This is a genomic window from Nonomuraea sp. NPDC050478, from assembly GCF_044458265.1.
Taxonomy (GTDB): Bacteria; Actinomycetota; Actinomycetes; order Streptosporangiales; family Streptosporangiaceae; genus Nonomuraea; species Nonomuraea ferruginea.
In genome coordinates, this window is the sequence record NZ_JBITHT010000009.1 from 236,015 (window position 1) to 258,058 (window position 22,044).

Consider the following 22,044-nt stretch of genomic DNA (forward strand, 5'->3'; position numbering starts at 1 on the left):
GGCCACGGCGCCTTGCCGTGTCCCACGTGGTCAGGACTCCGGGGCGGCCGTTCGCGCCGCTCTGGCCGGCGTGGGCCGCCAGGCTCCGGAGTCGTCCACGACGACGCCGTAGACCCGCTCCGCCGCCTCAGCGCTGACGTAGCCGTCGAGCACGTCGGCGACCACGGCGGCCGGGTCGCGGTCGAGCGGGTCGCCGTACCCGCCGCCGCCCGCGGTGCGGTTGACGAAGCGGTCCCCCGCCCGCATCGCCGCCCGGTACATGCCGACCCGCTTGGCCCGGTCGGTGCCCGGCCACAGCACCATCTCGCTGGGCTCGGGCTCGTGGCCGCCGTCCAGCGCCCAGGGGCGAGTCTTGCTCTTCTTCTTCATCGACAGCACCTCGCCGTCGGCGAGGTAGCGGACCTGCCGCAGCACGCCCACGCCGCCGCGGAAGCGGCCCGCCCCGCAGGAGTCGGGGATCAGCTCCAGCCGCTCGTGGAACACGGTCGACTTGTGCTCCAGCACCTCGATCGGGGTGTTGCGGACCACGCTCTGCGAGGGGTGCTGCTGGGCGTTGGCGCCGTCGCGGTCCTTGCGCGCGCCCCAGCCGATGCCCTCGTTGTTGCTGATGACGAAGTCGGCGCCGGTGCGCGGGTCGTTGCCGAGCGCCATGAAGCCCGGCTCGTCGCCGCCGGAGGAGGCCGGGATGGTGTCGAGCACCTGGGCCAGGGCCTTGTGCAGCAGTTCGAAGGCGACGATGGCGCTCCACTGGGTGAACGTCGCCACCGGGTACTGCGCGTTGAAGAAGTTGCCGGGGTCGGCCACGACGGACAGCGCCCGGTAGTGCCCGGCGTTGGACGGCTCGTCCGCGCTGGTCAGCTCCTTGAACGTGGCCTTGGCCAGGCTCTCGGTGGCGCCGATGGGCAGGTTGACCGGGCCCAGCACGGCGCCGTCGGAGCCGTTGAAGTCGACCTCCATGTGGTCGCCGTCGATGGTGACCTTGACTTCCATCCGGATCAGGTCGTCGGTGATGCCGTCGTCGTCGCAGTAGTCCACGGCGGTCCAGGAGCCGTCGGGCAGCGCGGCCACGGCCTTGCGGGCGACCCGCTCGCCGTGCTCGATGAGCTGACGGATGGCCTGGTCCACGGTCTCGCCGCCGAACTTCTCCCACACCTGGGCCAGCCGGTTCTCGCCGGTGCGCAGCGCCGCGAGCTGGGCGTGGAAGTCGCCGATGGTCAGGTCGGGCAGCCGGGAGTTGAACCGGATCAGCTCGATGATGTCCCGCACCGGCTCGCCACCGCTGACGATCTTCGTGCCGGGGAAGATCAGGCCTTCCTGGTGCATGTCGGTCGAGTCCAGGACGTAGCCGGGGGCCTTGGCGCCCAGGTCCATCCAGTGGGCGCGGACCGCCAGGTAGGCCGCGGGGCCGTCGTGCCCGTCCCGGAACACCGGGGCGAACAGCATCGCGTCGTAGGAGTGCGCGCCGCTCCAGTACGGATAGTTCAGCAGGTAGACGTCGCCGGGCGCGAGGTTCTCGCGGCCGACGTACTCCACGCCCTTGACGATGGCGTAGTCGTTGGCGCCCAGGAACGAGGTGATGCCGGCCGCCTCGGCGGTCAGGTCCAGGTCGGCGTTGTAGATCGAGATGCCGAAGTCCAGCACCTCGTAGATGACCGGGTTGAACGCCGCCCTGACCAGGGTGCGGCGCATCTGCTCGCCCACCGAGACCAGGTAGTTCCTGATCACCTCGACGGTCGCGCCGTCCAGCCGCTCGCCCGTGCTCATGCCTGGCCTCCCGTGATCACCAGTTGCCCGTATCGGTCGACGGTGAGCCGCTGGTCTCCGAAGATGACCGTGGTGGAGGTGCCTTCCTCCACGATGGCCGGCCCGCTCACCTCGTGGCCGGCGCCCAGGGTGGCCCGCGCGTACACCGGGAACGGGACCGTCTCACCCGTCGCGACGTCGAACGCCGGGCGCTCGGCGATCGGCTCGGGGGTGGCGGTCCCGGCCGGCGGCAGCTCGCGCAGGCCCGGCTTGGCCAGCCGGCCCACCGCGCGCACCCGCAGCGTCAGGATCTGGCCCGGCTCCGGCATCGCGTGGCCGTAGCGGGCCTCGTGCTGCTCGCTGAAGCGGGCGAGCACGGACGCCGCGGTGTCGCCCGGCACCAGGTCGATGCCGAGGCTGTGCTCCTGGCCGTGGTAGCGCACGTCCAGGCGGCGGATCAGGGTGCGGTCCTCGGGCTTGACGCCCTGGGCGGACAGCACCTCCTCGCCCTGACCTTCCAGTTCGGCGAACGTGTCCTCCACCGCGGCCAGCGTCTCGTCGGTCAGCGGGCGCAGGACCGTGGTGGCGAACTCGTACTCCAGGTCCGACATCAGCATGCCGAAGGCGGAGAACGCGGCCGGGACCTGCGGCACGATCGTGGTGGCGATGCCCATCTCGCGGGCCAGCATGGGCGCCAGGAGCGGCCCCGCCCCGCCGAACGCGAGCAGCGCGAACTCCCTCGGGTCCAGCGCCCGCTCGACCGTGATCTCGCGCAGCGCGCCGACCGTGCGGGCCAGCAGGACCTGGAAGACGCTCGCCGCCGCCTTGGTGACGTCGACGCCGAGAGGCTCGGCCAGCTCGGTCCGCACGGCGGCGCGGGCGGCGTCGGCGTCGATGGTCATGTCGCCGTCCAGGAACCCGGAGGGGTCCAGGTAGCCGAGGACCAGCGCCACGTCGGTGACCGTCGGCTCGGTGCCGCCGGCGCGGTACGCCACCGGGCCGGGCACCGCGCCCGCGCTGTGCGGGCCGACCTTGAGCAGGCCCTCGTCGATCCAGGCGATCGAGCCGCCGCCGGCGCCCACGGTGCGGATGTCGAAGATCGGGATGAGCAGCGGGAAGCCGTCGATGGCGGCCTCGTGCACCTCGCCGGGCTCGCCGTCCTCGATCACGCAGCAGTCCAGGCTGGTGCCGCCCACGTCGAAGGTGATCACCTTCGGCAGGTTCTGCTCGCGGGCCAGGAAGGAGGCGCCGACCACGCCGCCCGCGGGCCCGGACAGCACGGTCATCAGCGGCGCCTGCCGGGCCAGCTCGGAGGTCATCGCACCGCCGCCCGAGCGCATGATGTGCAGCGGGTGGGTCAGCCCGGAGTCGTTCAGCCGCGACTCCAGGGTGGCGATGTAGTCGTTCAGCACCGGCCGGATGTAGGCGTCGAGGGTGACCGTGCTGGTCCGCTCGTACTCGCGGTACTCGCGGGTGATGTCGGTGGAGGTCGAGACCGACACCTCGGGGTACGCCTCGCGCAGGATGCGCGCCGCCAGCCGCTCGTGCTCGGGGTTGGCGTACGAGTGCAGGAAGCAGATGGCCAGCGAGCGCAGGCCGTGCTCCTCCACCAGCACCCGGCCCGCCTCGCGCACCGCGTCCTCGTCCAGCGGCTCGATCACCGTGCCCTGGGCGTCCACGCGGCCGGGCACGCCGACGCGGTGCCGGCGGGGGACGAGGGGCGGCGGCGGGGCGTAGGAGAAGTCGTACATGTACTGGGAGGGCACGTTCGCGCGGGCGATCTCCAGCAGGTCGCGGAAGCCCTCGTTGGTGATGATCCCGACGTCGGCGCCGCGCCGCTGGAGGATCGCGTTCAGGCCCAGCGTGGTGCCGTGGACGAACGCCTCCACGTCGTCCAGCCGGTCGGCGAGCCCGCCGACCGCGTCGAGGACGCCGCGTGCCGGGGCGTCGGGGGTGGTGGAGGCCTTGTGCAGCCGCAGTTCGCCGGTGGCGTCGTCGTAGGAGATGGCGTCGACGAAGGTGCCGCCGATGTCGACGGCGAAGCGGGTGCGGCCGGAGTCCTGGCTCACTGTGCGCCCTCCGTGGCGTGGTGGTCGGGTACGGCGGGCAGGTCGTCGCGGACGACCCGCCCGGCCTGCATGACGAAGGTGATCCGGCGCAGCGCCGACAGGTCGCTCAGCGGGTCGCGCTCGGTGACGATCAGGTCGGCGAGGTGGCCCTCCTCCACGACGCCCGCCTGCCCTTCGAGGCCGGTCAGGCGGGCCGCGTCGAGGGTGCCCGAGCGCAGCGCCTGGTGGGTGTCGAGCCCGGCCTCGGCCAGGAGCTCCATCTCGCGGACCGCGACCACGGTGTCCTCGATCGGCGCGCCGGGCGGGTAGTCGGTGCCGGCCAGGAAGGTGATCCCGGGCTTCTCCGGGTCGGACGGGTCGGCGACGCCGGCCGCGATGGCGGTGCGGATGCTGGCGAGATGCCCGGGGCCGACCTCCAGGGCCCGCTCGATCTGCCACGGGGTGAAGGCGTGCTCGGCCATCCAGTCGGGGCAGCGGGTCACGCACAGCGTCGGGGTCAGGTAGACCCGCTGCGCCGCCATCTGCCTGGCGGTGGCCTCGTCGAGGTCGTAGGCGTGCTCGTAGCCGCGCACCCCGGCGGTGAGCGCCTCGCGGATGGCCGAGCCCGCGCCGGCGTGCGCGGTCACGTACGTGCCGTGCTCGTCGGCGGCGCGGACCACGGCGCGCATCTCGTCGACGGTCATCTGCGCGCCGTTGAACGACTCGCCCTGGTGGGCGATGCCGCCGGTGATGAAGATCTTGATGAGGTCGGCCCCGGCGGCCAGTTCCGTGCGGGCGGCGCGCAGGAAGGCGTCGTAGCCGTCGGCGTAGGCGCAGCCGCTGCCCTGCCCGTGGCCGCCGGTCGTGGAGATCGCCCGGCCGGCGCCCACGATCCGCGGCGCCTCCACCCAGCCCTGGCCGGCGGCGGTGCGGACGAGGAGGTCGGCGCGGTTCTGCTCGTGCACGGTCCGGATGGTGGTGACTCCCGCGTACAGCGCCTCGCGAGCTCTGGACAGCGCGCGCAGAGCCGTGATGCCGGGGTTCTCCGACTCGTCGTTGTCCGAGAACGGGTAGACCACCGACAGGTGGGTGTGCACCGAGATCAGCCCGGGCAGCAGGTAGCGTCCGCCCAGGGGCACGGTGCGCGCTCCGGGGGGCGGGGCGTCGGTGGTGATCCGTTCGATCCGGCCGTCGCGTACGACGACGTTGGTGTCCCGCCGGATCGATCCGGATCGCACGTCCACGACGTGACCGCCGGACAGCCACACGGGCTCGGTCACGGGCGCTCGCCCGTCTATCGCTGTCACCGTTTCCTCATCTCTTCTTCTCGGGGAGGTTGTGCATGAGCCGATCCGGCCCCAGGTCGGAGACGTCCACGGGCGGCTCCGCACCGGCCACGAGGCAGCGCAGGGTCTCGGCCCACAAGGGGGCGAAGGTGAAGGCGTACGTGCCGCCCGCGACGAGGAACCCCGGCCTGCCCGGCACCTCGCCGATCACCGGCATCTCGTCGGGCGTGGCCGCGAGCGGCCCGGCCCACGCCCGCAGCAGCCGCAGCCGGCGGACGAACGGCAGGATCCGCACGGCCAGGGCCAGGTTGCCCACCATGCTGTCCACGCCCGCGTCGCTGCGGCCGTCGAGGTTCAGCCGGCGGGCCGGCCAGCCGCCGCCGACCAGCAGGTTGCCCGCGTTGACCTGTTTGACCGACAGTCCTTCGCCGATGTGCTGGACCAGGTGCGGCAGGCCCGACGAGCAGCGCACGGTGGCGTGCATCTGGATCGCCACCGGGGCCATGTCGAGCGCGACCCCGGTCAGGGCGGCGATCTTGTGCAGCCACGGCCCGGCCACGTCGATCACCACAGGGGTCTCGATCTCCCGCGCACCGGCGCGCACCCGCCACGAGCCGCCCTCGCGGGCGATCGCGGTGACCGGCGCGAACGGCACCACCTCGGCGCCGTGCCGCACCGCGTCGTCCAGGTAGGCCGGGGTGACCTTCAGCGGGTTGGCGTAGCCGTCGTGCGGGCACCAGGTGGCGGCGGCGACGGTCGGCCCGAGCTGCGGCAGGGCGTCGCGGGCCGCGTCGCCGCCGAGGATCTCCGTCTTGATCCCGGCCGCGTTCTCCCAGGCCTGCTTGTCGTACAGCTCCTGGACCTGCTCGGGGGTCTCGGCGACGGTGAACCCGCCGCTGCGGCGCAGCTCGACCGAGGCGCCCAGGTCGTCCTCGACGGTCTCCCACAGGTCGCTCGCGGCGCGCTGCAGCGGCGCGAACCGGGCGCTGTCCAGGGGGACGGCCTGGCCGGGACGCCGGGTGTGCACCGCCTGCACGTGCAGGTTCCCGGCGGTGGTGCCGGAACCCTCACGTCCGGGGGCGCCGCGTTCCAGCACCACGACCCGGTGGCCGTCGCGGGCCAGCCTGCTCGCCGCCGACGCGCCCAGCACGCCGGCGCCGACGATCACCACGTCCGCCGTCCTCATGCCGGCTCCCCTTCGCCGGCCATCTCCAGCAGCGTGGCCACCGGCACGGGGCGGACCGGGAGCCGGGACGGGAAGACCCCCGCGGGCAGCCCGTCCGCCGGGGACGTCCGGGTCACGGCGGTGACGGCGAAGCCGCACTCCCGGCCCTGGCACGGTCCCATGCCGGCGCGGGTCCACGCCTTGGCGGCGTTCACGTCGCGGCCGGCGGTCCTGGCGATCCCGCGGACCTCTCCGGCGGAGACGGCCTCGCAGCGGCAGAGCGTGGCGGCGTCCGGCAGCGCGGACGGCAGCAGCCGCGCCAGCTTGGCCGGAGCCGGGTAGAGCGCGTCGGTCAGCCGCTTGAAGTGCGCGAGGCGGCGACCGGCCGCGGCCAGCCCGCGCGCCTCGCCGGCGCGGGGTTCGTGCCCCTCGCGGCCCAGGATGTCGAGCGCGGCGGCGAGGCCGCGGACCTCCGCGACGGGCGCGCCGCCGATCCCCGCCGCCTCGCCGATGACGTACACGTCGTCGCGCGAGGAGCGCCCCGAGTCGTCGAGCTCCGGTGTCGCGTCCCCCGTCGCCGGATCGGTGCGCACCGCGCAGCCGAGCATCCTGGCCAGGTCGGTCTGCGGGCGGAAGCCGTACCCGACGCAGAGCGCGTCCACCTGGACCGTGCGCACCGGCCGGGTGGGCGCGGTGGCGGCGGCCAGCGTCACGGAGGTGATCCGGTCGCCTCCGTCGGCGCGCACCACCACGGTGTTCTGCCAGAGCGGCACGCGTGCCCTGGCCAGTCGCGCGGCGTATCCGGCCAGCTCACGCAAGCGCGCGGGATGCCGTACGGTCCCGAGCGCGCGGGTGCTGGGCCGGTAGGGACGGCCGGCTTCGGCGATCCCGGCGACCGTCACGCCGAGATCCAGCAGCGAGCAGGCCACCGGCAGCAGGAACGGTCCAGAGCCGGCCAGCACGACCCGCTCGCCGATCGGCGTGTGGTCGGCAGCGGCCAGATGCTGGGCGAAGCCGGGCGTGGTCACGCCGGGCAGCTGCCAGCCGGGGAAGGGAAAGGGGCGCTCGTGGGCGCCGGTGGCGATGATCAGGTAGCGGCCGCGCAGCCGCACGGGGCGCTCCGCGGGGTCGCAGACCAGCAGTGTGCGCCCGTCGTCGCCGACGCCCCAGACCAGGTGGCCGGTGCGGCACTCGACGCCGGCCGCGCGCACGGCGCCGACCAGGCGCCCGCCCTCGGGGCGGTGGTCGCCCCAGACGCGGGCGACCTCGGGGGCGGGCCGCCTGAAGTACTGGCCGCCCAGCTCCGCCTGCTCGTCGACGACGGTGACGCTCAGCCCGGCGGCGGCCAGCCGGTGCGCGGCGGCGAGCCCGGCGGGGCCGCCTCCGACGATCACCACGTCGCGCTCGTGGACGGTCACGCCCGCTCCTCCTCGGTCTCGACGCGCATGCCGGGGCGTACCGGGGTCAGGCAGGCCCGCACGCCGGGCCGGCCGTCCACCGTCACCTCGCATTCGAGGCAGACGCCCATGCCGCAGAACGGGCCGCGCGGCTCCTCGCTGACCGGGTTGTAGCGGAAGGTCCAGGTGCGGTCGCCGACGAGCGCCGCCGCGAGGCTGACGCCCTCGACGACGCTGACCGGCCGGCCGTCCACGTGGATCGTGACCGTGCGCGGCGGCGTCCCGATGACGGCCTTCGCTCTCATGCCCGGGCTCCCGCCGCGGCCTTCAGGCCGGATTCGGTCAGGACGGCGTCGATCGCCCGCAGCGTCGCCTCGTCCTCGATCGGCAGGAGCGGCGGGCGGACGTGCCCGCCGGGCTGGCCGAGCAGGTTCATCGCGGCCTTGAGCTGGGCGATGGGCGTGCCGTAGACGCCGCTGTAGTCCGGGTTGATGAGCCGGGACGACAGCGCGCCGTAGCGGCCGGCCCACTCGCGGGCGGCCTGACGGTCGCCCGCGGCGACCGCCTCGTAGTAGGGGACGGCGAACGGGGCTCCCATGCCGCCGCCGTCGATGTTGCCGTCGCCGCCGATCTCCATGAGCACGGCCAGGCCGCGCCGGTGCAGGAAGCTGCCGAAGACCCGCACCCGGTCGCAGACCGCCTCGACGGTGCCGAGCATCCGCAGCCAGTCGCCGGTGCTGTCCTTGATGGCGACCACGTTGTCGAGCGCCGCCAGCCGCTCGGCCAGCCCGGGATGGGCGGAGATGTCCACGGCGACCCCGCGCGGCCAGTTGTAGACCATGAACGGCAGCGCGGTGGCGGAGCTGATGCGGTCGTAGTAGTCCACGATCTCGTCGGGGCCCGGGTGCACGTACGGCGGCGGCGTGGCGAGCACGCCGTCGGCGCCGGCGGTGGCGGCGTGGCGGGCCAGGCCGATCGCCTCGTCCGGCGTGTAGGCGGTGATGCCGGCGACCACGGGGAAGCGCCCGGCGACCTCCTCCGCCGCGATCTCGACGACCCGCCGGCGCTCGTCCGGGCTCTGGCTGAACCACTCGCCGGTGCTCCCGTTGACCAGGACCCCGTGCACGCGCTGCTCGGCGTAGAGGCGCAGCAGCGCGCGCCACGCGTCCTCGTCGAGGCGCCCGTCGGCGGTGAAGGGAGTGGGAGCGGCAGGCCAGTAGCCGTGCCAGGTGACGTCGTCGCGGTCCATGCGGTTCTTCGACCTCTAAAAAGTTGGAATGGGATCGATTGCATAAGGTTGTAGCATCCGCCGGTTTCCGGTCAAGGGCGAAACCGGGTTTTTACCCGCGAAATCTCGGCGTTACGTCGACGTACGAGTGATCTTCTGGAAGGATCACCGTGCACGATGGGATCGATCCCAAAGATCCACGCCAGGCAGGAGGACGATGCGGATCGGACTGAAGGAGGTCGCCGCGGAGGCGGGGGTGTCGCGCAGCACCGCCTCTCGCGCCCTCAGCGGCTCCCCGCTGATCTCCGCCGAGACACGAGCGGCCGTCGAGGAGGCGGCCGCCCGGCTCAACTACCGCCCCAACCGGCTGGCCGGCGCCCTGCGCACGCGGCAGTCCCACCTGGTGGGCCTGGTGCTCAACAACCTCATCAACGCGTCGTTCCACACGATCGCCGAGGTCGTCCAGCGCCGCGCCGCGGCCGAGGGATACCAGGTCGTGCTGGGCATCACCGACGCCGACCCGGCGCGGGAGAAGGCGTTCCTGCTCACCCTCGCCGCCCACGGCGTGGACGGCATCGTCATGATCGGCACGGGCAAGAACGGCGCGACCACCAACGCGCTGCGCGCCGAGGGCGTGGCGGTGGTCAACGTCATCCGCCGTCCGATCGACAGCGCCGCCCCGGCCGTGCTGGCCGCCGACCGGGAGGGCGCCCACGCGGCGACCGCCCATCTGCTCGACCTCGGTCACGAGCGCATCGGGTTCATCGGCGGCGAGCCGACGGCCAACTCCGGGCGGGAGCGGTTCGCCGGATACGAGCAGGCGCTGCGGGAACGCGGCCTCGACCCGGACGCGTCACTGATCGAGCGCGGCCCCTTCACCCCCGCCTTCGGCACCGAGGCCATCGCCCGGCTGCTGGGGCGCACGCCGCGGATGACCGCGCTGTTCGCCGCCAACCACGAGGCCGTGTTCGGGATCCTGCCCACGCTGGCGAGCACCGGCGTCGCCATCCCCGGCGACCTGTCGCTGGTGTGCTACGAGGACATCCCGTGGCTGCGCTACTGGTCCCCCGCCATCACGGTGGTCGACAACGGCGCCAGCGAGCTGGGCGAGCTGGCGATGAACCTCCTGCTGCACCAGCTGAAGCAGGTCCGGGGCGCGGAGAACGGCGAGACCCCCAACGGCCGCGCCTACCGGGTGGGCGCGCAGCTCATCCTCCGCGACTCCACCGCTCCCCGCGCGCGGAGCGGCGACCGCCCGTCCGGTCCGCCCGCGGCGGCCGTCGAGGCGTAGAGATCGGGACTGAGCCGCGGGCGAGTTTTCGTCCGCGGCTCTGCTGTTCCATGCGCGCCGGCGCCGGTCTGGAACGTACCGAACGCCTTGGGCTACTGAATTCGATTTCGACAGCACGCGCTCATCGCCCCGATGCATGGGCCCGCATCCGGCGGCGAAACCGCCGTGAAGAAGCCTTTGCCGGGCCCCGCTCCGGGGGATCGGGGAAACCGCCGGACGGGCTTTTCTCAATACGGCCGGGAATCAGGCTGGCGGAAGAGATGCCGAGCTGATATGGACGCTGCACCGGACATCCGCCGTTATCGGCTACGCACTGGTCACGCCGGGTGGGACGGATGGATCGGGCGCGCGGGACCGCCCGGCTCCCAAGCGCTCAGGACAACCTTCTCCCGCCATGAATCGGCCCGTTCTCCCGTCGACATGCCCGCCCGCTCCGGATGGTTCAATGCGCGCCCCGGATGACTTCACGCTCCGGTCTCCGCGTTTCGCACGCACCATAGTCACGGGAGGACAACCCGTCTACTGAAGACCGCTACAGTAGACCGCAAGCCTATGACTATGGAGCTGCAGCATGGCTAAGCAGATTCGCGAGATTTACATTGACGACCTCGACGGAAGCCGGATGTCGTCCGAGAACGTCGTCAAGTTCGGCCTCGACGGCGTCGCCTATGAGATCGATCTGGGAGAGAAGAACGAAGAAGCGTTGCGCAAGGCGCTGTCGCCCTTCATCACCAAGGCTCGCCCGGTCAAGAGCGAGCGGGCCGGGCGCGGCCGTCGCGGGTCCGGCGGCGCCGCCCGCGCGCTGAGCCGGGAGAAGTCCGCCGAGATCCGGCAGTGGGCCAGGGCCCAGGGCCTGCCGGTGAGCGAGCGCGGCCGGATCGCCTCCTCGGTGGTGGAGAAGTACGAAGCCGCCCACTAGGGCGCTCCTGGCATCGCCCGAGAGGTGGCCGGCCGGCCACGGGCTCGGGCGAGCTTCAGGCCCCGGCGGGGCCGGAGCGGCGGCGGCCCACGGCGCGACGGCGCCGGCCACAGCCATAGGTCCCGGAAACCAGGGGCGTTCGCCGCTTCCCCCGGCCCGCCCGGGAAACCATCCTGACGGTGTCACGGCATGTGGAGGTGAACCGATCATGATCGGTGGACGCGTGATCATGGAAGCCCCGGCGATCGACGCCGAACTGCTGACCCTGAAGAAGCGGGTCGACGACCTCGACGAACAGGTGCGCACGCTGACGGCCGCCTGCCTCGCCCTCGCGCGCGCCGTCGAGAACGCGCCGCGCCGGACCCCGTCCGGCTGAGCGTCCGCCCCCGCGTGGCGCGCTGACCAACGACCGTCCGGCAGAGGACTTCCGGCCCTTCGATCCGCCTCCTCCATGAGGTGCGATGGATGGGACGACAAAGGAGACCCCGATGCGGATGACCGTCGCGGACGTGATGACGACCGAGGTCGTCTCCGTCACCGCCACCACCCCGTTCAAGGACATCGCGGAAGCGCTCATCACCGGCGGCATCAGCGCCGTCCCCGTCGTGGACGACGACCGCCACGTGATCGGCATGGTGTCCGAGGCCGACCTCCTGCGCAAGGAGGAGTTCAGGGAGCAGTTCTACCGTGAGGGCTACCGGCCGCCGCTCCGCGCCCGGCTGCGCAACCCCAAGGGACGGCAGAAGGCCGAGGGCGACACCGCCGCCGAGCTGATGACCGCTCCCGCGGTGGCCGTCTCCCCTCAGGCGTCGGCGGTCGAGGCCGCTCGCCTGATGGACGCGCACGACGTCAAGCGGCTGGCCGTCGTCGACCCCGACGGCCGGCTGGCGGGCGTCGTCAGCCGTCGTGACCTGGTCAAGCTGTTCCTGCGCGGCGACGAGGAGATCGCCGCCGAGGTCCGCGAGGACATCCTCGACCACGCGCTGTGGGTGGAGACCTCCGGCGTGCGGGTGGAGGTGTACCAGGGCGTCGTGACGCTGTCCGGCTGGATGGAGCGCCGCACCGAGGCCGCCATCGCCGTCCGGATGACCCGCCGCGTCAACGGCGTCGTCGATGTCATCGACAAGCTCACCTGGAAGCAGGACGACTCCGCGTGGGAGGGCAGGTAGCCATGCTGGTGCGCGAGGTCATGAGCAGCCCGGTGGTCACCGTCCGCGGCGCCGACCCGGTGCGGCGGGCCGTCCGGATCCTGCACGGCCACGACATCACCGCCGCTCCGGTCGTCGACGACGCGGGCCGCCTGGTCGGCGTGGTCAGCGAGCTGGATCTGCTGCGCGGGGAGTTCGAGCCCGACCCCCGCGCCACCGTGACGCCTGTCCCCCGGACGGACGGGCCGCCGCCGCACCGGGTGCACGAGGTGATGACCGGCGACGTCGTCACGGTCACCGAGACGACCGACGTCACCACCGCCGTCGACCTGATGGTGGGCAAGCGGATCAAGAGCCTGCCCGTGCTCCGCGGCAAGGAGATCGTCGGCATGGTCAGCCGCCGCGACCTGATGGCCATGCTCGCCCGTACCGACGACGAACTGCGCGCGGCGGTCGAGGCGGCGCTGCGCGAGCAGTATCCCTCCGGCCCGAGCTGGGACGTCACCGTGCGCGACGGCGTGGCCGAGCTCAGCGGGCCGCCCTCCGAGCACGCCGGTCAGATCGCCGGTCTGCTCGCCCGCACCGTGCCCGGCGTCGTCCGGGTCAAGCTCCTGAGGAGATCGCCATGACCGCCATCGTCGAGAACGTGATGACCACCGACGTCGCCGCCGTCAACCAGAACGCGTCCTTCCACACCGTGGCCGAGCTGCTCATCAGCCGGGGCGTCAGCGGGGTCCCGGTCCTGGACGACGAGAACCGCGTGCTGGGCGTCGTCTCCGAGGACGACCTCCTGGCCAAGCACGAGTTCAAGCAGCTCTACTACGGCGAGGACTACCGGCCGCCGCTGCGGGCGCGCATCCGCCACGGCGCGGGCGCCGGGGGCGGCGGCTACCGCAAGTCGCTCGGCGAGACCGCCGGCGCGCTGATGACCAGCCCCGCCCGTGTCACCACCCCCGACACGCCGGTCGTGGCCGCGGCACGCGTGATGGACCGCTACGGCGTCAAGCGGCTGCCCGTGGTCGACGCCGGCGGACGCCTGGTCGGCATCGTCAGCAGGCGCGACCTGATCAAGATCTTCCTGCGCCCCGACGAGGACATCGAGCGGCACGTACGGGAGATCGTCCGCGCCGGCGACCACGCCCTGGACGTCGCCGTCGCCGAGGGCGTGGTCACCCTGACCGGCACCCTGCCCGAGCACAGCCAGGCCGTCACCGCCGTCCGCCTGGCCGAGAACGTCGACGGCGTCGTCTCCGTCCGCGACGAGCTCAACTGGAAGCACGACGACATCGCCGACGTGCCCATGTGGGGCGGCGCATGACACACGCGCCGGAGCGGACAACACCAGCACCGCGCCCGAACCTGTCACCACCGGCGACGCACGCCGACGGCGGAACCACAAAGGTCACAACCTTCGGCCGCCGCACGAGTCCTCGTTGACACCCGAACCGCCGATGCTGTATGAAACCAGGTGGTTATTGAACTTCTAGGTTATGGATGAGTGTGCTCGACGACACCTTCGCCGCCCTCGCAGATCCGACGCGCCGGGCGATCCTCGCCCGGCTCAGGTCTGGCGAGGCCACCGTGACAGAGCTCGCCCGCCCGTTCAACATGAGCCAGCCGGCGATCTCCAAGCACCTCAGAGTGCTCGAACGCGCCGGGCTCGTCTCCCGGAGCCGGGATGCGCAACGACGGCCCTGCCGGCTCCAGGCGGGTCCACTCAAGGCCGCCACCGACTGGCTGGAGGGCTATAGCCGGTTCTGGGAGGACCGCTACCAGAACCTCGACGAACTGCTGGACGAACTCAAAGGTGAAGAGGCCAACGATGGGTGAGATCGCCGACCGCTACCGGCGGCGCGCGGACGCCTTCGACCGCAAGGTCGCGACCGTACGCCCCGATCAATGGAACAACCCGTCCCCGTGCGAGAAGTGGACCGCCCGGGATGTGGTGCGGCACATCATCGACATGCACGGCGTGATACTGCGCCAGCTTGACCGCACGCCCAGCGCCGCGCCGTCCGTGGACGAGGATCCGGTCGCCGCGTTCCGTTCCGCGCGGGCCGACGTCGAGGCGATCCTGGACGACCCTTCGCTGGCGAGCCTTGAGTGTGAGACGCCCACCGGCAGCATGACGGCCGAGGAGCACATCGACAAGGTCCCGAGCGCCGATCTTCCGCTGCACGGATGGGACCTCGCCCGAGCCACCGGCCAGGACGACACGATGGACCCCGCCGATGTGGAATACCACTGGTCGGCCATCACCGCGCTGCCGGTGGACCTGCTGGAGAAGTACCGCACGCCCGGTGCGTTCGGTCCAGGCGTGGAGGTGTTCGGCCCGGAGGTGCGGATCGAGGAGGACGCCCCGCCGCAGGACCGGCTGCTCGCCCTCATCGGCCGCGATCCGCGGTGGTCCGCATGACGGCTGGGGTCACCGTCCTGACGCCTTCCGACCGGACTGTGGTGATGCTGCGGGTCTTCAGCGCCCCTCGCCATCTGGTCTTCGACGCCTGGACCAAGCCCTCGCTGCTGGTCAAGTGGTACGGCGCGCGCGGCTGGAACCTGGTCGTGGCCGAGGTCGATCTCCGTGTCGGCGGCGCGTGGCGCTTCGTCTGGGATGGGCCGGACGGCGCCTCGATGGCCTCCAGCGGGGTCTACCGGGAGATCGATCGGCCCGCCCGCCTCGCTTACACGGAGTCCTTCGACGACCATTGGTACCCGGGCGAGTCGCTGGTCAGCCACGACTTCACCGAACAGGACGACAGGACGACGCTGACCACCACCATGCTGTTCGATTCGCAGGACACCCGCGATCTCGTCGTCTCCTCCCCCATGGCCCGCGGTGTGGCCGAGGGCTTCGACCGACTGGATGCAGTGCTATCCCGATGACGTAGATCCTGATGCAGGTCGGCGACCAGTCCACCACCAGGTCATTCGGACTCGGCACAAGCCCGACATGAGCACGTGGTGGCTGTCTTGTGTCACGCCGCCACACCCGAGATCACGATCTCCGGCTGCCGCTACGGGGCGGCGGTGCCGCCCGTCGCCGTCTACGCGGCGGTGCCGCCCCTTGTGGGCAGGCCGGCCGCGCGCCAGGCGTGGAAGCCGCCGACGACGTCGGTGGCCTTGGTCAGGCCGAGCTCGTGCAGCGAGGCGGCGGCCAGGCTGGAGGTGTAGCCCTCCGAGCACAGGACGATGACCTCGACGTCGTAGCCGGTCGCCACCGGCAGCCGGGCCTCTCCCGCGGGGTCGAAACGCCATTCGAGCACGTTGCGTTCGACGACGAGCGCGCCCGGCACCTCGCCCTCGTCCGCCCGCTGGGCCGCCGGGCGGATGTCGACGATGAGCGCCCCGGCGAGGGACCGGGCGTGCGCCTCGGCGGGCGGCAGCCGGCGCAGCAGCCTCCGCCTGTCGTCGAGGATCCGGTCGATCGTGCGCGCGCCGGGCGGCGGTCCGGTCACCACTGCTCCGCCGTCTCCTCCACCAGCTTGACCAGGCCGTGGTCCGTGAGCTCGTAGCGGTTCATCGTGGACAGCGGAGGCGAGTAGACGTGCACGCTGACCGCCGGCGCGGCGGAGCCGTTGTGGACCTCGTGCACGTAGCCGGGGCCGAACTCGCGGGCCTCACCGGGGGCGAGGTCGCGTTCGGCGGTCAGGTCGTGCTCCCGGAGGGTGCCGAGCGCGACGGCGAAGGCGCCCCGCGAGCCGCCGTGGTCGTGGAAGCCGGTCGTCTGCCCGGGAAGCCAGCTGATCAGCCAGACCTCGTGGTCGTCGTCCTGGTGGAGTCGCTCGTACCAGCGCTCCCCGGTGTTCAGCCGCACGCGCCCCACCCACGCGTCGAGGTCGGCGGCGATGGCGCGGGCCCTGCCCTCCAGGCTGGGACGGGCGGGCGCGGATGTCGTCACGGTCATGTCGGTGTTTCCTGCTCTGGTCGATGCCGGTCGTCGTCACGCGGATGCGGGCGCCGTACACAGCGCGCTCGCCTGCCGTCCGAGATCGACGGGCAGGTCTGACCAGAGAAGGGACCCGGAGTGCATGCGTCACAGGTTGGCCGAAATTCCCCACTAAGTCAACCTGAAATTAAGGGTTTTGCTCAGAGGCCCCCACGTCACCGGCCGGCGTCGTCCCGGCGTGGCGTCTCGAAGCAGGCGAGCCAGGTGGCCAGCAGCGCCTCCAGCTGGGCGGCCTCCTCAGGCGGCAGGCAGTCGAGCAGCCGGCGTTCGTTGCGCATGTGCTCGGTGAACGCCTCGTCGATCAGCTCCCGGCCGGCGGCGGTCAGGGCGACGACCCGGCCGCGCCCGTCGCTCGCGCTGCGGCGGCGGGTGACCAGACCCGCGCGTTCGAGCCGGTCGATGCGTTTGCTCATCGCCCCCGTGGTGACCATGGTGTGCGCGGCCAGCTCGCCGGGCGCGCGCTCGAAGGGTTCGCCTGCGCGCCGCAGCGTGGCGAGCACGTCGAACTCCCCCTCCGCCAGCCCGTAACGGCGGTAGACCGCGCAGAGCTGCTCGGTCAGATGTCCGGCGAGGCGGTGGAGGCGCCCGATCACGCCCTGCGGCCGCACGTCCAGGTCGGGCCGCTCGCGGGCCCACGCTCGCTGGATCCTGGCCACGTGGTCCGAATACTCGCTCATGGTTCCAATATATCTTCCTGGGAAGTTATATTGCTTCCATGGAAGCTACCTTCCGCTGGCTGCCCGTCACCGCGATCGCGCCCGTGGCGTGGGGCGCGACCTACTACGTCACCCAGCAGTTCCTGCCGGCCGACCACCCCATGTACGGCGCCGCGATCCGGGCGCTGCCAGCGGGCCTGCTGCTCCTCCTCGTCCGCAGGAGACTCCCCCGGGGATCGTGGTGGTGGAAGTCGGCGGTGCTCGGCACGCTCAACATGGGCGCCTTCTTCGCCCTGGTCTACCTGGCGGCGCAGACGCTCCCGACCAGCGTCGCCTCCACCATCATGGCGACCTCCCCCATGGTGATGATGCTGTTCGCCTGGGCCGCCCTGTCCGAACGGCCCCGGGTGACCCATCTCGCCGGGGCGTGCGTCGGGATCGCGGGCGTCGGCCTGATGCTGCTGGAGGACATGGGCGCGGCTGGCCTCACCGGCATCCTCGCCTCCGTCTCCGCCATGACGATGTCGTCCCTGGGCTACGTGCTGGCCAAGCGGTGGAGCGGCGACGTCGACGTCTTCTCCCTCACGTCGTGGCAGCTCATCGCGGGTGGCGCCGCGCTGGTGCCCGTCGCGGTCGCGGTCGAGGGCGCGCCGCCGCCGCTGGACGGGCCCGCGCTGCTCGGCTTCGGCTACGTCACGGTCATCGCGACCGCGCTCGCCTTCGCGGCCTGGTTCGCGGGGCTGCGCCACCTGAGCGCCGGCACGGTCGGGCTCATCGGGCTGCTCAACCCGGTGACGGGAGTCCTCCTCGGTACGGTGCTCGCCGGCGAGACGCTGACCGGCCGGCAGATCTTCGGACTCGTCCTGGTCTTCCTCGGCATCCTCCTGGGACAACCCATCGCGGCCCGCCTCACCAGACGCCCCCCGGACCGGAAACCGGCGGATCATTCCCCGTGGCGGGTCGCGGAGAAGGAGCCGCCGGGCGGTGAGGCCCCGCGGCAGGTCGCAGAGAAGGGCGCCCCCGGGCGATAACGCACCACGGCAGGTCCCGGAGGGACGCCGCCAGGCGATAACGCCCCGCTGCAGGTCGCAGAGAGGGGCACCGCCGGGCGATAACGCACCGCGACAGGTCGCAGAGAAGGGCGCTGCCAGGCGATGACACATCGCGGCAGGTCGCGGAGAAGAGGGCCACCGGGCGATGACGCACTCCGGGAGGTCGCGGAGAAGGGGGCTGCCGGGCGGTGACGTCACGGAGAAGCGTGCCATGCGCTCCCGGTCCGCACGTAACGGCGGCGGAAGCGGAAGCCGCTTACGGCGGTTGCCCACCGTTTTGGGGCGGAAGCGGAAACTGCTTTCGGCGGTTTCCCACCGTTTTGGGGCGGGTGTTCGAACGTGACATCGGCGGGCGAAGTACCCTGGGCCGATGTTCTCGCCTCAGGGTCCGTCGCTGCGTGAACTGGTGGTCCAGGCGCTGTCCTCGGTGGAGCGGGGTTACGACCTGCTGGCCCCGAAGTTCGACCACACGCCTTTCCGCACCCCCGACAGCGTCCTCGACGCCACGGCCGACGTGCTGCGCCCGCTCGGGCCGTTCGGTCAGGCGCTGGACGTGTGCTGCGGCACCGGCGCGGGCATGCGGGTCCTCGCGCCCCTGTGCCGGGGACCGATCACGGGCGTCGACTTCAGCGCCGGCATGCTCGCGCGGGCGCGCCGGACGCACCCGGACGCCGCGTGGGTCCAGGCCGACGCCCGGGCCCTGCCCTTCGCCGGGTCCTTCGACCTCGCGGTCAGCTTCGGGGCGCTCGGGCACTTCCTGCCCGCCGAACGGCCGGCGCTCTTCGCCGGGGTGCGTCGCGCGCTGCGGCCCGGCGGGCTCTTCGCCTTCCCCATCGGCGCGCCGCCGCCCGTCACGTCGGGCATGTACTGGGCGATGCTCGGGTTCGACCTCGCCATGCGGGCCCGGAACGCGCTGTGGCGCCCGCCGTTCGTCATGTACTACAACACCTGCCCGCTGAGCGCGGTCCGCGCCGAGCTGACAACGGCCGGGTTCACCGTGACGACGGCCCCCTTGACGGCTCTGGGCCGACGCGACGACGGCAGCCCACGGTGCCTCCTCGTCCTCGCCCACACGATCAACCACCCGGCACCGTAAGCATCCGGCACCGTACGCGAACCCCCACCCTGGGTGGAGGCCGCCCGGCACCGTGAAGGTTCGGTACCGTACGCGAACTCCTTCCGGGTTCGTGGGGAGGCCGCCCGGCACCGTGAGGGTCGGGTCCGTACGCGAACCCCCGCCCTGGGGTGGTGGAGGCTGCCCGGCGCTATGAGTATTCGGTACCGTACGCGGGCTTCCATCTGGGTTCGTGGGCAGGCCGCCCGGCGCCGTGGGGGTCCGGTCCGTACGCGGACCCCCGCTGGAGGCCGCCCGCCACCGTGAAGGTCCGGTACCGTACGCGGACCCCCACCCTGGGTGGAGGCCGCCCGGCACCGTGAAGGTTCCGTACCGTACGCGAACTCCCCCGGGTTCGTGGAGGAGCCGCCCAGCACCGTGAGAGTCCGGTCCGTACGCGAACCCCCGCCCTGGGGTGGTGGAGGCTGCCCGGCGCTGTGAGTATTCCGTACCGTACGCGAACTCCCCCGGGTTCGTGGGGAGGCCGCCCGGCGCCGTGAGGGTCCGGTCCGTACGCGAACCCCCGCCCTGGGCGGAGACTGCCGGGCGCCGTGAGGGTCCGGCACCGTACGTGAGCTTCCGAGCTGGGGTTGTGGAGGCGGACCGGCTTGTCGTACAGCCGGATCTCCGCGAGCAGGGTCGGCGCGAGGTGCGGGTCGATCTCGTCGATCAAGTCCGGTTCGAGAAGCTGAGCGCCGATGCCGGGCGAGAACGCCCCGAGGTTCCTTCCGCCTGCCCGATCCGGGCCGCCTCGGACGCGCCGTAACAACGAGGCCGCACCGTAACGAGGGTCGCGCTGTAACGAGGGGTCGCGCCCGTAACGACGGGGCCGCACCGTGACGACGGGATCGTGCCGTAACGACGAGGCCGCACCGTGACGACGTAACCGCAGGGTGGCGGGAAGGGCGATCGGCGCTGGTTTATGCGGTTGCGTCCGGCTTGGCGGGCGTGCCTATGATCCCCCATGCCTCCCCTCACGCTTCCTCGTCAGCATGCCCGTACGGCCCGGTTCAAGCTCGGCGTCCCCAGGGACTTCACGATCTCGCCGGACGGCGCCCGGGTGGTGTTCCTCAGGTCCTCGGGCGGTGACGACCCGGTCAACCGGCTGTGGACGCTGACCCTGGCCACCGGGCAGGAGCGGCTGCTCGCGGACCCCGGCACGCCGGGCGGAACGTTGCCGGAGGCGGAGCGCGCCCGCAGGGAACGCACCCGCGAGCGCGCGAGCGGCATCGTCGCCTACGCCACCGACGCCGCCGTCACCAAGGCCGTCTACGCGCTCGACGGCGCGCTCCACACCGTCGACCTGCTGACCGGTGAGGTCACCCCGCTCGGCACGACCGGATCCGACCCGCGGCTCGACCCGGCCGGGCAGCGCGTCGCCCACGTGTCCGACGGCGCCCTGCACCTCGACGGCAAGCCGCTGCTGACGCCCGACGGTCCCGAGGTGACCTGGGGGCTGCCCGAGCACGTGGCGGCCGAGTCGATGGCCCGCCACCGGGGCTACTGGTGGTCGCCCGACGGCACCCGCCTGCTGGTGGCGCGGGTGGACAACGCCCGGGTGAGCAGGTGGCACCTGTCCGAGCCCGCCGATCCTGGCAGGCCCTCCAGGACCATGGCCTATCCGGCGGCCGGCACCGACAACGCCGACGTGACGCTCTGGCTGACCACGCCGGCCGGGGAGCGTACCGAGGTGGTCTGGGACAGGGCGGCGTTCGAGTACGTCGCGGCGGTGTCGTGGACCGGGCAGGGGCTGCTGATCCTGGTGCAGAGCCGCGACCAGCGCACCACCCGCCTCCTGGAGGCCGACCCCGCGACGGGCGCGACCACGCTGGTGCGCGAGGACGCCGACGACGCCTGGCTGACGCTGGTGCCCGGCACCCCCGCCCGCACGGCGGCCGGGGAGCTGGTCTGGACGGTGGACCGCGACGACACCCGCCGGCTGATGGTCGGGGACGACCTGGTCACGCCGCCGGGCCTGCAGGTGCTGCGGATCCTGGCGGTGGACGGCGACACCGTGCTCGCGCAGTGCTGCGACGAGCCGACGGAACGCCACCTTTACAGCTACTCCAGGGCCGCGGGGCTGACCAGGGTCACCTCCGAGCCGGGGGTGCACACCGGAACGCGCGCCGGCGGCGTCACCCTGGTCGTCAGCCGCACTCTGGAGGAGCACGGGACCCGCGTCACGGTGACCGGCGGAGGGGCGGCCACGCCGATCGTCTCGAACGGCGCGACCCCGGTCGTGCGCCCGCGGGCGGACCTGGTGTCGCTGGGCGAACGGGAGCTGCGCGGCGCGATCGTGTTCCCGTCCGGGCACGTGCCGGGCTCGCGGCGGCTGCCGGTCCTGCTCAGCCCGTACGCCGGGCCGGGCGGCGCCCTGGTGCTGCGCGGGCTGGACGACTACGCGGTCGCGCAGTGGTTCGCCGACCAGGGCTTCGCCGTGCTGGTCGTGGACGGGCGCGGCACGCCGGGCCGCGGACCGGCCTGGGAGCGGGCCGTGCACCTCGACAAGCTGAGCGCGGCGCTGGAGGACCAGGCCGACGCGCTGCGGGCCGCCGCCGGCCGCTTCCCCGACCTGGACCTGGACCGGGTGGCGATCCGCGGCTGGTCGTACGGCGGTTATCTGGCCGCCGCGGCCGTGCTGCGCCACCCCGACGTCTTCCACGCCGCCGTCGCGGGCGCGCCGGTCACCGACGCCCGCCTCTACGACACCCACTGGCAGGAACGCTACCTCGGCCATCCCGACCGGAACCCCGAGGCGTACGACCGCAGCTCCCTGATCGCCGACGCCCCGAACCTGCGCCGCCCGCTCATGCTCGTGCACGGTCTGGCCGACGACAACGTCTTCGCCGCGCACACCCTGCGGCTGTCCGCCGCGCTGCTGGCCGCGGGCCGCCCGCACACCGTCCTGCCGCTGTCGGGCGTCTCCCACATGACCGCCCAGGAGCAGGTCGCCGAGAACCTTCTCCTGCTGGAGCTGGACTTCCTGCGCCGGGCGCTCGGTCCGGAGCCCAGCTGATCACGCCCAGCGGAAGACGTGCCGTCCGGCTCCCA

General features: G+C 72.6%; 22 protein-coding genes. 12 read left to right on the forward strand and 10 right to left on the reverse strand.

Annotation, left to right across the window (positions count from 1 at the left end):
• Window positions 1–30 precede the first annotated feature (30 nt).
• Genes ACIBF7_RS38550 through ACIBF7_RS38580 form a run of 7 tightly spaced genes read right to left on the reverse strand, consistent with a single transcriptional unit; the run spans window position 31 to window position 8,888 of the window.
• A complete protein-coding gene (locus ACIBF7_RS38550; protein WP_219551905.1) occupies window positions 31–1,764 on the reverse strand; it encodes a hydantoinase B/oxoprolinase family protein in 1,734 nt (577 codons plus the stop codon).
• Window positions 1,761–3,812 carry a hydantoinase/oxoprolinase family protein gene (locus ACIBF7_RS38555; RefSeq protein WP_271279143.1) on the reverse strand — a complete coding sequence of 684 codons (2,052 nt, stop codon included), beginning with the start codon at window positions 3,810–3,812 and terminating at the stop codon, window positions 1,761–1,763. The genes ACIBF7_RS38550 and ACIBF7_RS38555 overlap by 4 nt, the downstream gene beginning before the upstream one ends.
• Window positions 3,809–5,071 (reverse strand): amidohydrolase family protein, encoded by a 1,263-nt coding sequence (locus ACIBF7_RS38560; protein ID WP_397199324.1) that lies wholly within the window; start codon window positions 5,069–5,071, stop codon window positions 3,809–3,811. Before ACIBF7_RS38560 ends, ACIBF7_RS38555 begins: the two co-directional genes overlap by 4 nt.
• Before the next feature lie 34 nt (window positions 5,072–5,105).
• Window positions 5,106–6,263, reverse strand: coding sequence for an FAD-binding oxidoreductase (locus ACIBF7_RS38565; RefSeq protein ID WP_271279145.1), 1,158 nt, complete (start codon window positions 6,261–6,263; stop codon window positions 5,106–5,108).
• Complete coding sequence (locus tag ACIBF7_RS38570) at window positions 6,260–7,660, reverse strand: NAD(P)/FAD-dependent oxidoreductase (protein ID WP_397199325.1); 1,401 nt, start codon at window positions 7,658–7,660, stop codon at window positions 6,260–6,262. Before ACIBF7_RS38570 ends, ACIBF7_RS38565 begins: the two co-directional genes overlap by 4 nt.
• On the reverse strand, window positions 7,657–7,944 hold the full coding sequence (locus tag ACIBF7_RS38575; RefSeq protein ID WP_148031057.1) for a (2Fe-2S)-binding protein: 288 nt from the start codon (window positions 7,942–7,944) through the stop codon (window positions 7,657–7,659). The genes ACIBF7_RS38570 and ACIBF7_RS38575 overlap by 4 nt, the downstream gene beginning before the upstream one ends.
• Window positions 7,941–8,888, reverse strand: coding sequence for a dihydrodipicolinate synthase family protein (locus ACIBF7_RS38580; protein WP_271279147.1), 948 nt, complete (start codon window positions 8,886–8,888; stop codon window positions 7,941–7,943). The genes ACIBF7_RS38575 and ACIBF7_RS38580 overlap by 4 nt, the downstream gene beginning before the upstream one ends.
• 196 nt (window positions 8,889–9,084) lie before the next feature.
• On the opposite strand from ACIBF7_RS38580, the gene ACIBF7_RS38585 reads away from it, so the two are divergent.
• The 9 genes from ACIBF7_RS38585 (at window position 9,085) to ACIBF7_RS38625 (ending at window position 15,108) form a co-directional block, all read left to right on the forward strand.
• Entirely contained in the window at window positions 9,085–10,158 is a 1,074-nt protein-coding gene (locus ACIBF7_RS38585; RefSeq protein ID WP_397199326.1) for a LacI family DNA-binding transcriptional regulator, read from the forward strand.
• A 571-nt stretch (window positions 10,159–10,729) separates the two neighbouring features.
• A complete protein-coding gene (locus ACIBF7_RS38590; protein WP_148031054.1) occupies window positions 10,730–11,077 on the forward strand; it encodes an Lsr2 family protein in 348 nt (115 codons plus the stop codon).
• Window positions 11,078–11,285: 208 nt separating this feature from the next.
• A complete protein-coding gene (locus ACIBF7_RS38595; protein ID WP_364234166.1) occupies window positions 11,286–11,453 on the forward strand; it encodes a hypothetical protein in 168 nt (55 codons plus the stop codon).
• Window positions 11,454–11,565: 112 nt separating this feature from the next.
• Window positions 11,566–12,246 carry a CBS domain-containing protein gene (locus ACIBF7_RS38600; RefSeq protein ID WP_397199327.1) on the forward strand — a complete coding sequence of 227 codons (681 nt, stop codon included), beginning with the start codon at window positions 11,566–11,568 and terminating at the stop codon, window positions 12,244–12,246.
• On the forward strand, window positions 12,231–12,854 hold the full coding sequence (locus tag ACIBF7_RS38605; RefSeq protein WP_148031053.1) for a CBS domain-containing protein: 624 nt from the start codon (window positions 12,231–12,233) through the stop codon (window positions 12,852–12,854). Before ACIBF7_RS38600 ends, ACIBF7_RS38605 begins: the two co-directional genes overlap by 16 nt.
• Window positions 12,851–13,543, forward strand: a complete 693-nt coding sequence (locus ACIBF7_RS38610) for a CBS domain-containing protein (protein ID WP_148031052.1) — start codon at window positions 12,851–12,853, stop codon at window positions 13,541–13,543. The genes ACIBF7_RS38605 and ACIBF7_RS38610 overlap by 4 nt, the downstream gene beginning before the upstream one ends.
• A 176-nt stretch (window positions 13,544–13,719) precedes the next feature.
• On the forward strand, window positions 13,720–14,055 hold the full coding sequence (locus ACIBF7_RS38615) for a helix-turn-helix transcriptional regulator (protein ID WP_148031051.1): 336 nt from the start codon (window positions 13,720–13,722) through the stop codon (window positions 14,053–14,055).
• The gene (locus ACIBF7_RS38620) at window positions 14,048–14,641 is read left to right on the forward strand and encodes a TIGR03086 family metal-binding protein (protein WP_397199328.1); all 594 of its coding nucleotides are present in this window, start codon (window positions 14,048–14,050) and stop codon (window positions 14,639–14,641) included. The genes ACIBF7_RS38615 and ACIBF7_RS38620 overlap by 8 nt, the downstream gene beginning before the upstream one ends.
• A complete protein-coding gene (locus ACIBF7_RS38625; RefSeq protein WP_397199329.1) occupies window positions 14,638–15,108 on the forward strand; it encodes an SRPBCC family protein in 471 nt (156 codons plus the stop codon). The genes ACIBF7_RS38620 and ACIBF7_RS38625 overlap by 4 nt, the downstream gene beginning before the upstream one ends.
• Before the next feature lie 161 nt (window positions 15,109–15,269).
• On the opposite strand, the gene ACIBF7_RS38630 is transcribed toward ACIBF7_RS38625, so the two are convergent.
• The 3 genes from ACIBF7_RS38630 to ACIBF7_RS38640 form a co-directional block, all read right to left on the reverse strand.
• On the reverse strand, window positions 15,270–15,680 hold the full coding sequence (locus tag ACIBF7_RS38630; protein WP_397199330.1) for a rhodanese-like domain-containing protein: 411 nt from the start codon (window positions 15,678–15,680) through the stop codon (window positions 15,270–15,272).
• Window positions 15,677–16,129, reverse strand: a complete 453-nt coding sequence (locus tag ACIBF7_RS38635; RefSeq protein WP_397199331.1) for a cysteine dioxygenase — start codon at window positions 16,127–16,129, stop codon at window positions 15,677–15,679. Before ACIBF7_RS38635 ends, ACIBF7_RS38630 begins: the two co-directional genes overlap by 4 nt.
• A gap of 197 nt (window positions 16,130–16,326) precedes the next feature.
• Window positions 16,327–16,848, reverse strand: a complete 522-nt coding sequence (locus ACIBF7_RS38640; RefSeq protein ID WP_397199332.1) for a MarR family winged helix-turn-helix transcriptional regulator — start codon at window positions 16,846–16,848, stop codon at window positions 16,327–16,329.
• Window positions 16,849–16,886: 38 nt separating this feature from the next.
• Between ACIBF7_RS38640 and ACIBF7_RS38645 the strand changes: the two genes are divergently transcribed.
• The 3 genes from ACIBF7_RS38645 (at window position 16,887) to ACIBF7_RS38655 (ending at window position 22,009) form a co-directional block, all read left to right on the forward strand.
• Window positions 16,887–17,858 (forward strand): DMT family transporter, encoded by a 972-nt coding sequence (locus ACIBF7_RS38645; protein WP_397199333.1) that lies wholly within the window; start codon window positions 16,887–16,889, stop codon window positions 17,856–17,858.
• A 391-nt stretch (window positions 17,859–18,249) separates the two neighbouring features.
• A complete protein-coding gene (locus tag ACIBF7_RS38650) occupies window positions 18,250–18,975 on the forward strand; it encodes a class I SAM-dependent methyltransferase (protein ID WP_397199334.1) in 726 nt (241 codons plus the stop codon).
• Window positions 18,976–19,957: 982 nt separating this feature from the next.
• Window positions 19,958–22,009 carry a prolyl oligopeptidase family serine peptidase gene (locus ACIBF7_RS38655; protein WP_397199335.1) on the forward strand — a complete coding sequence of 684 codons (2,052 nt, stop codon included), beginning with the start codon at window positions 19,958–19,960 and terminating at the stop codon, window positions 22,007–22,009.
• The last annotated feature ends 35 nt before the right edge of the window (window positions 22,010–22,044 follow it).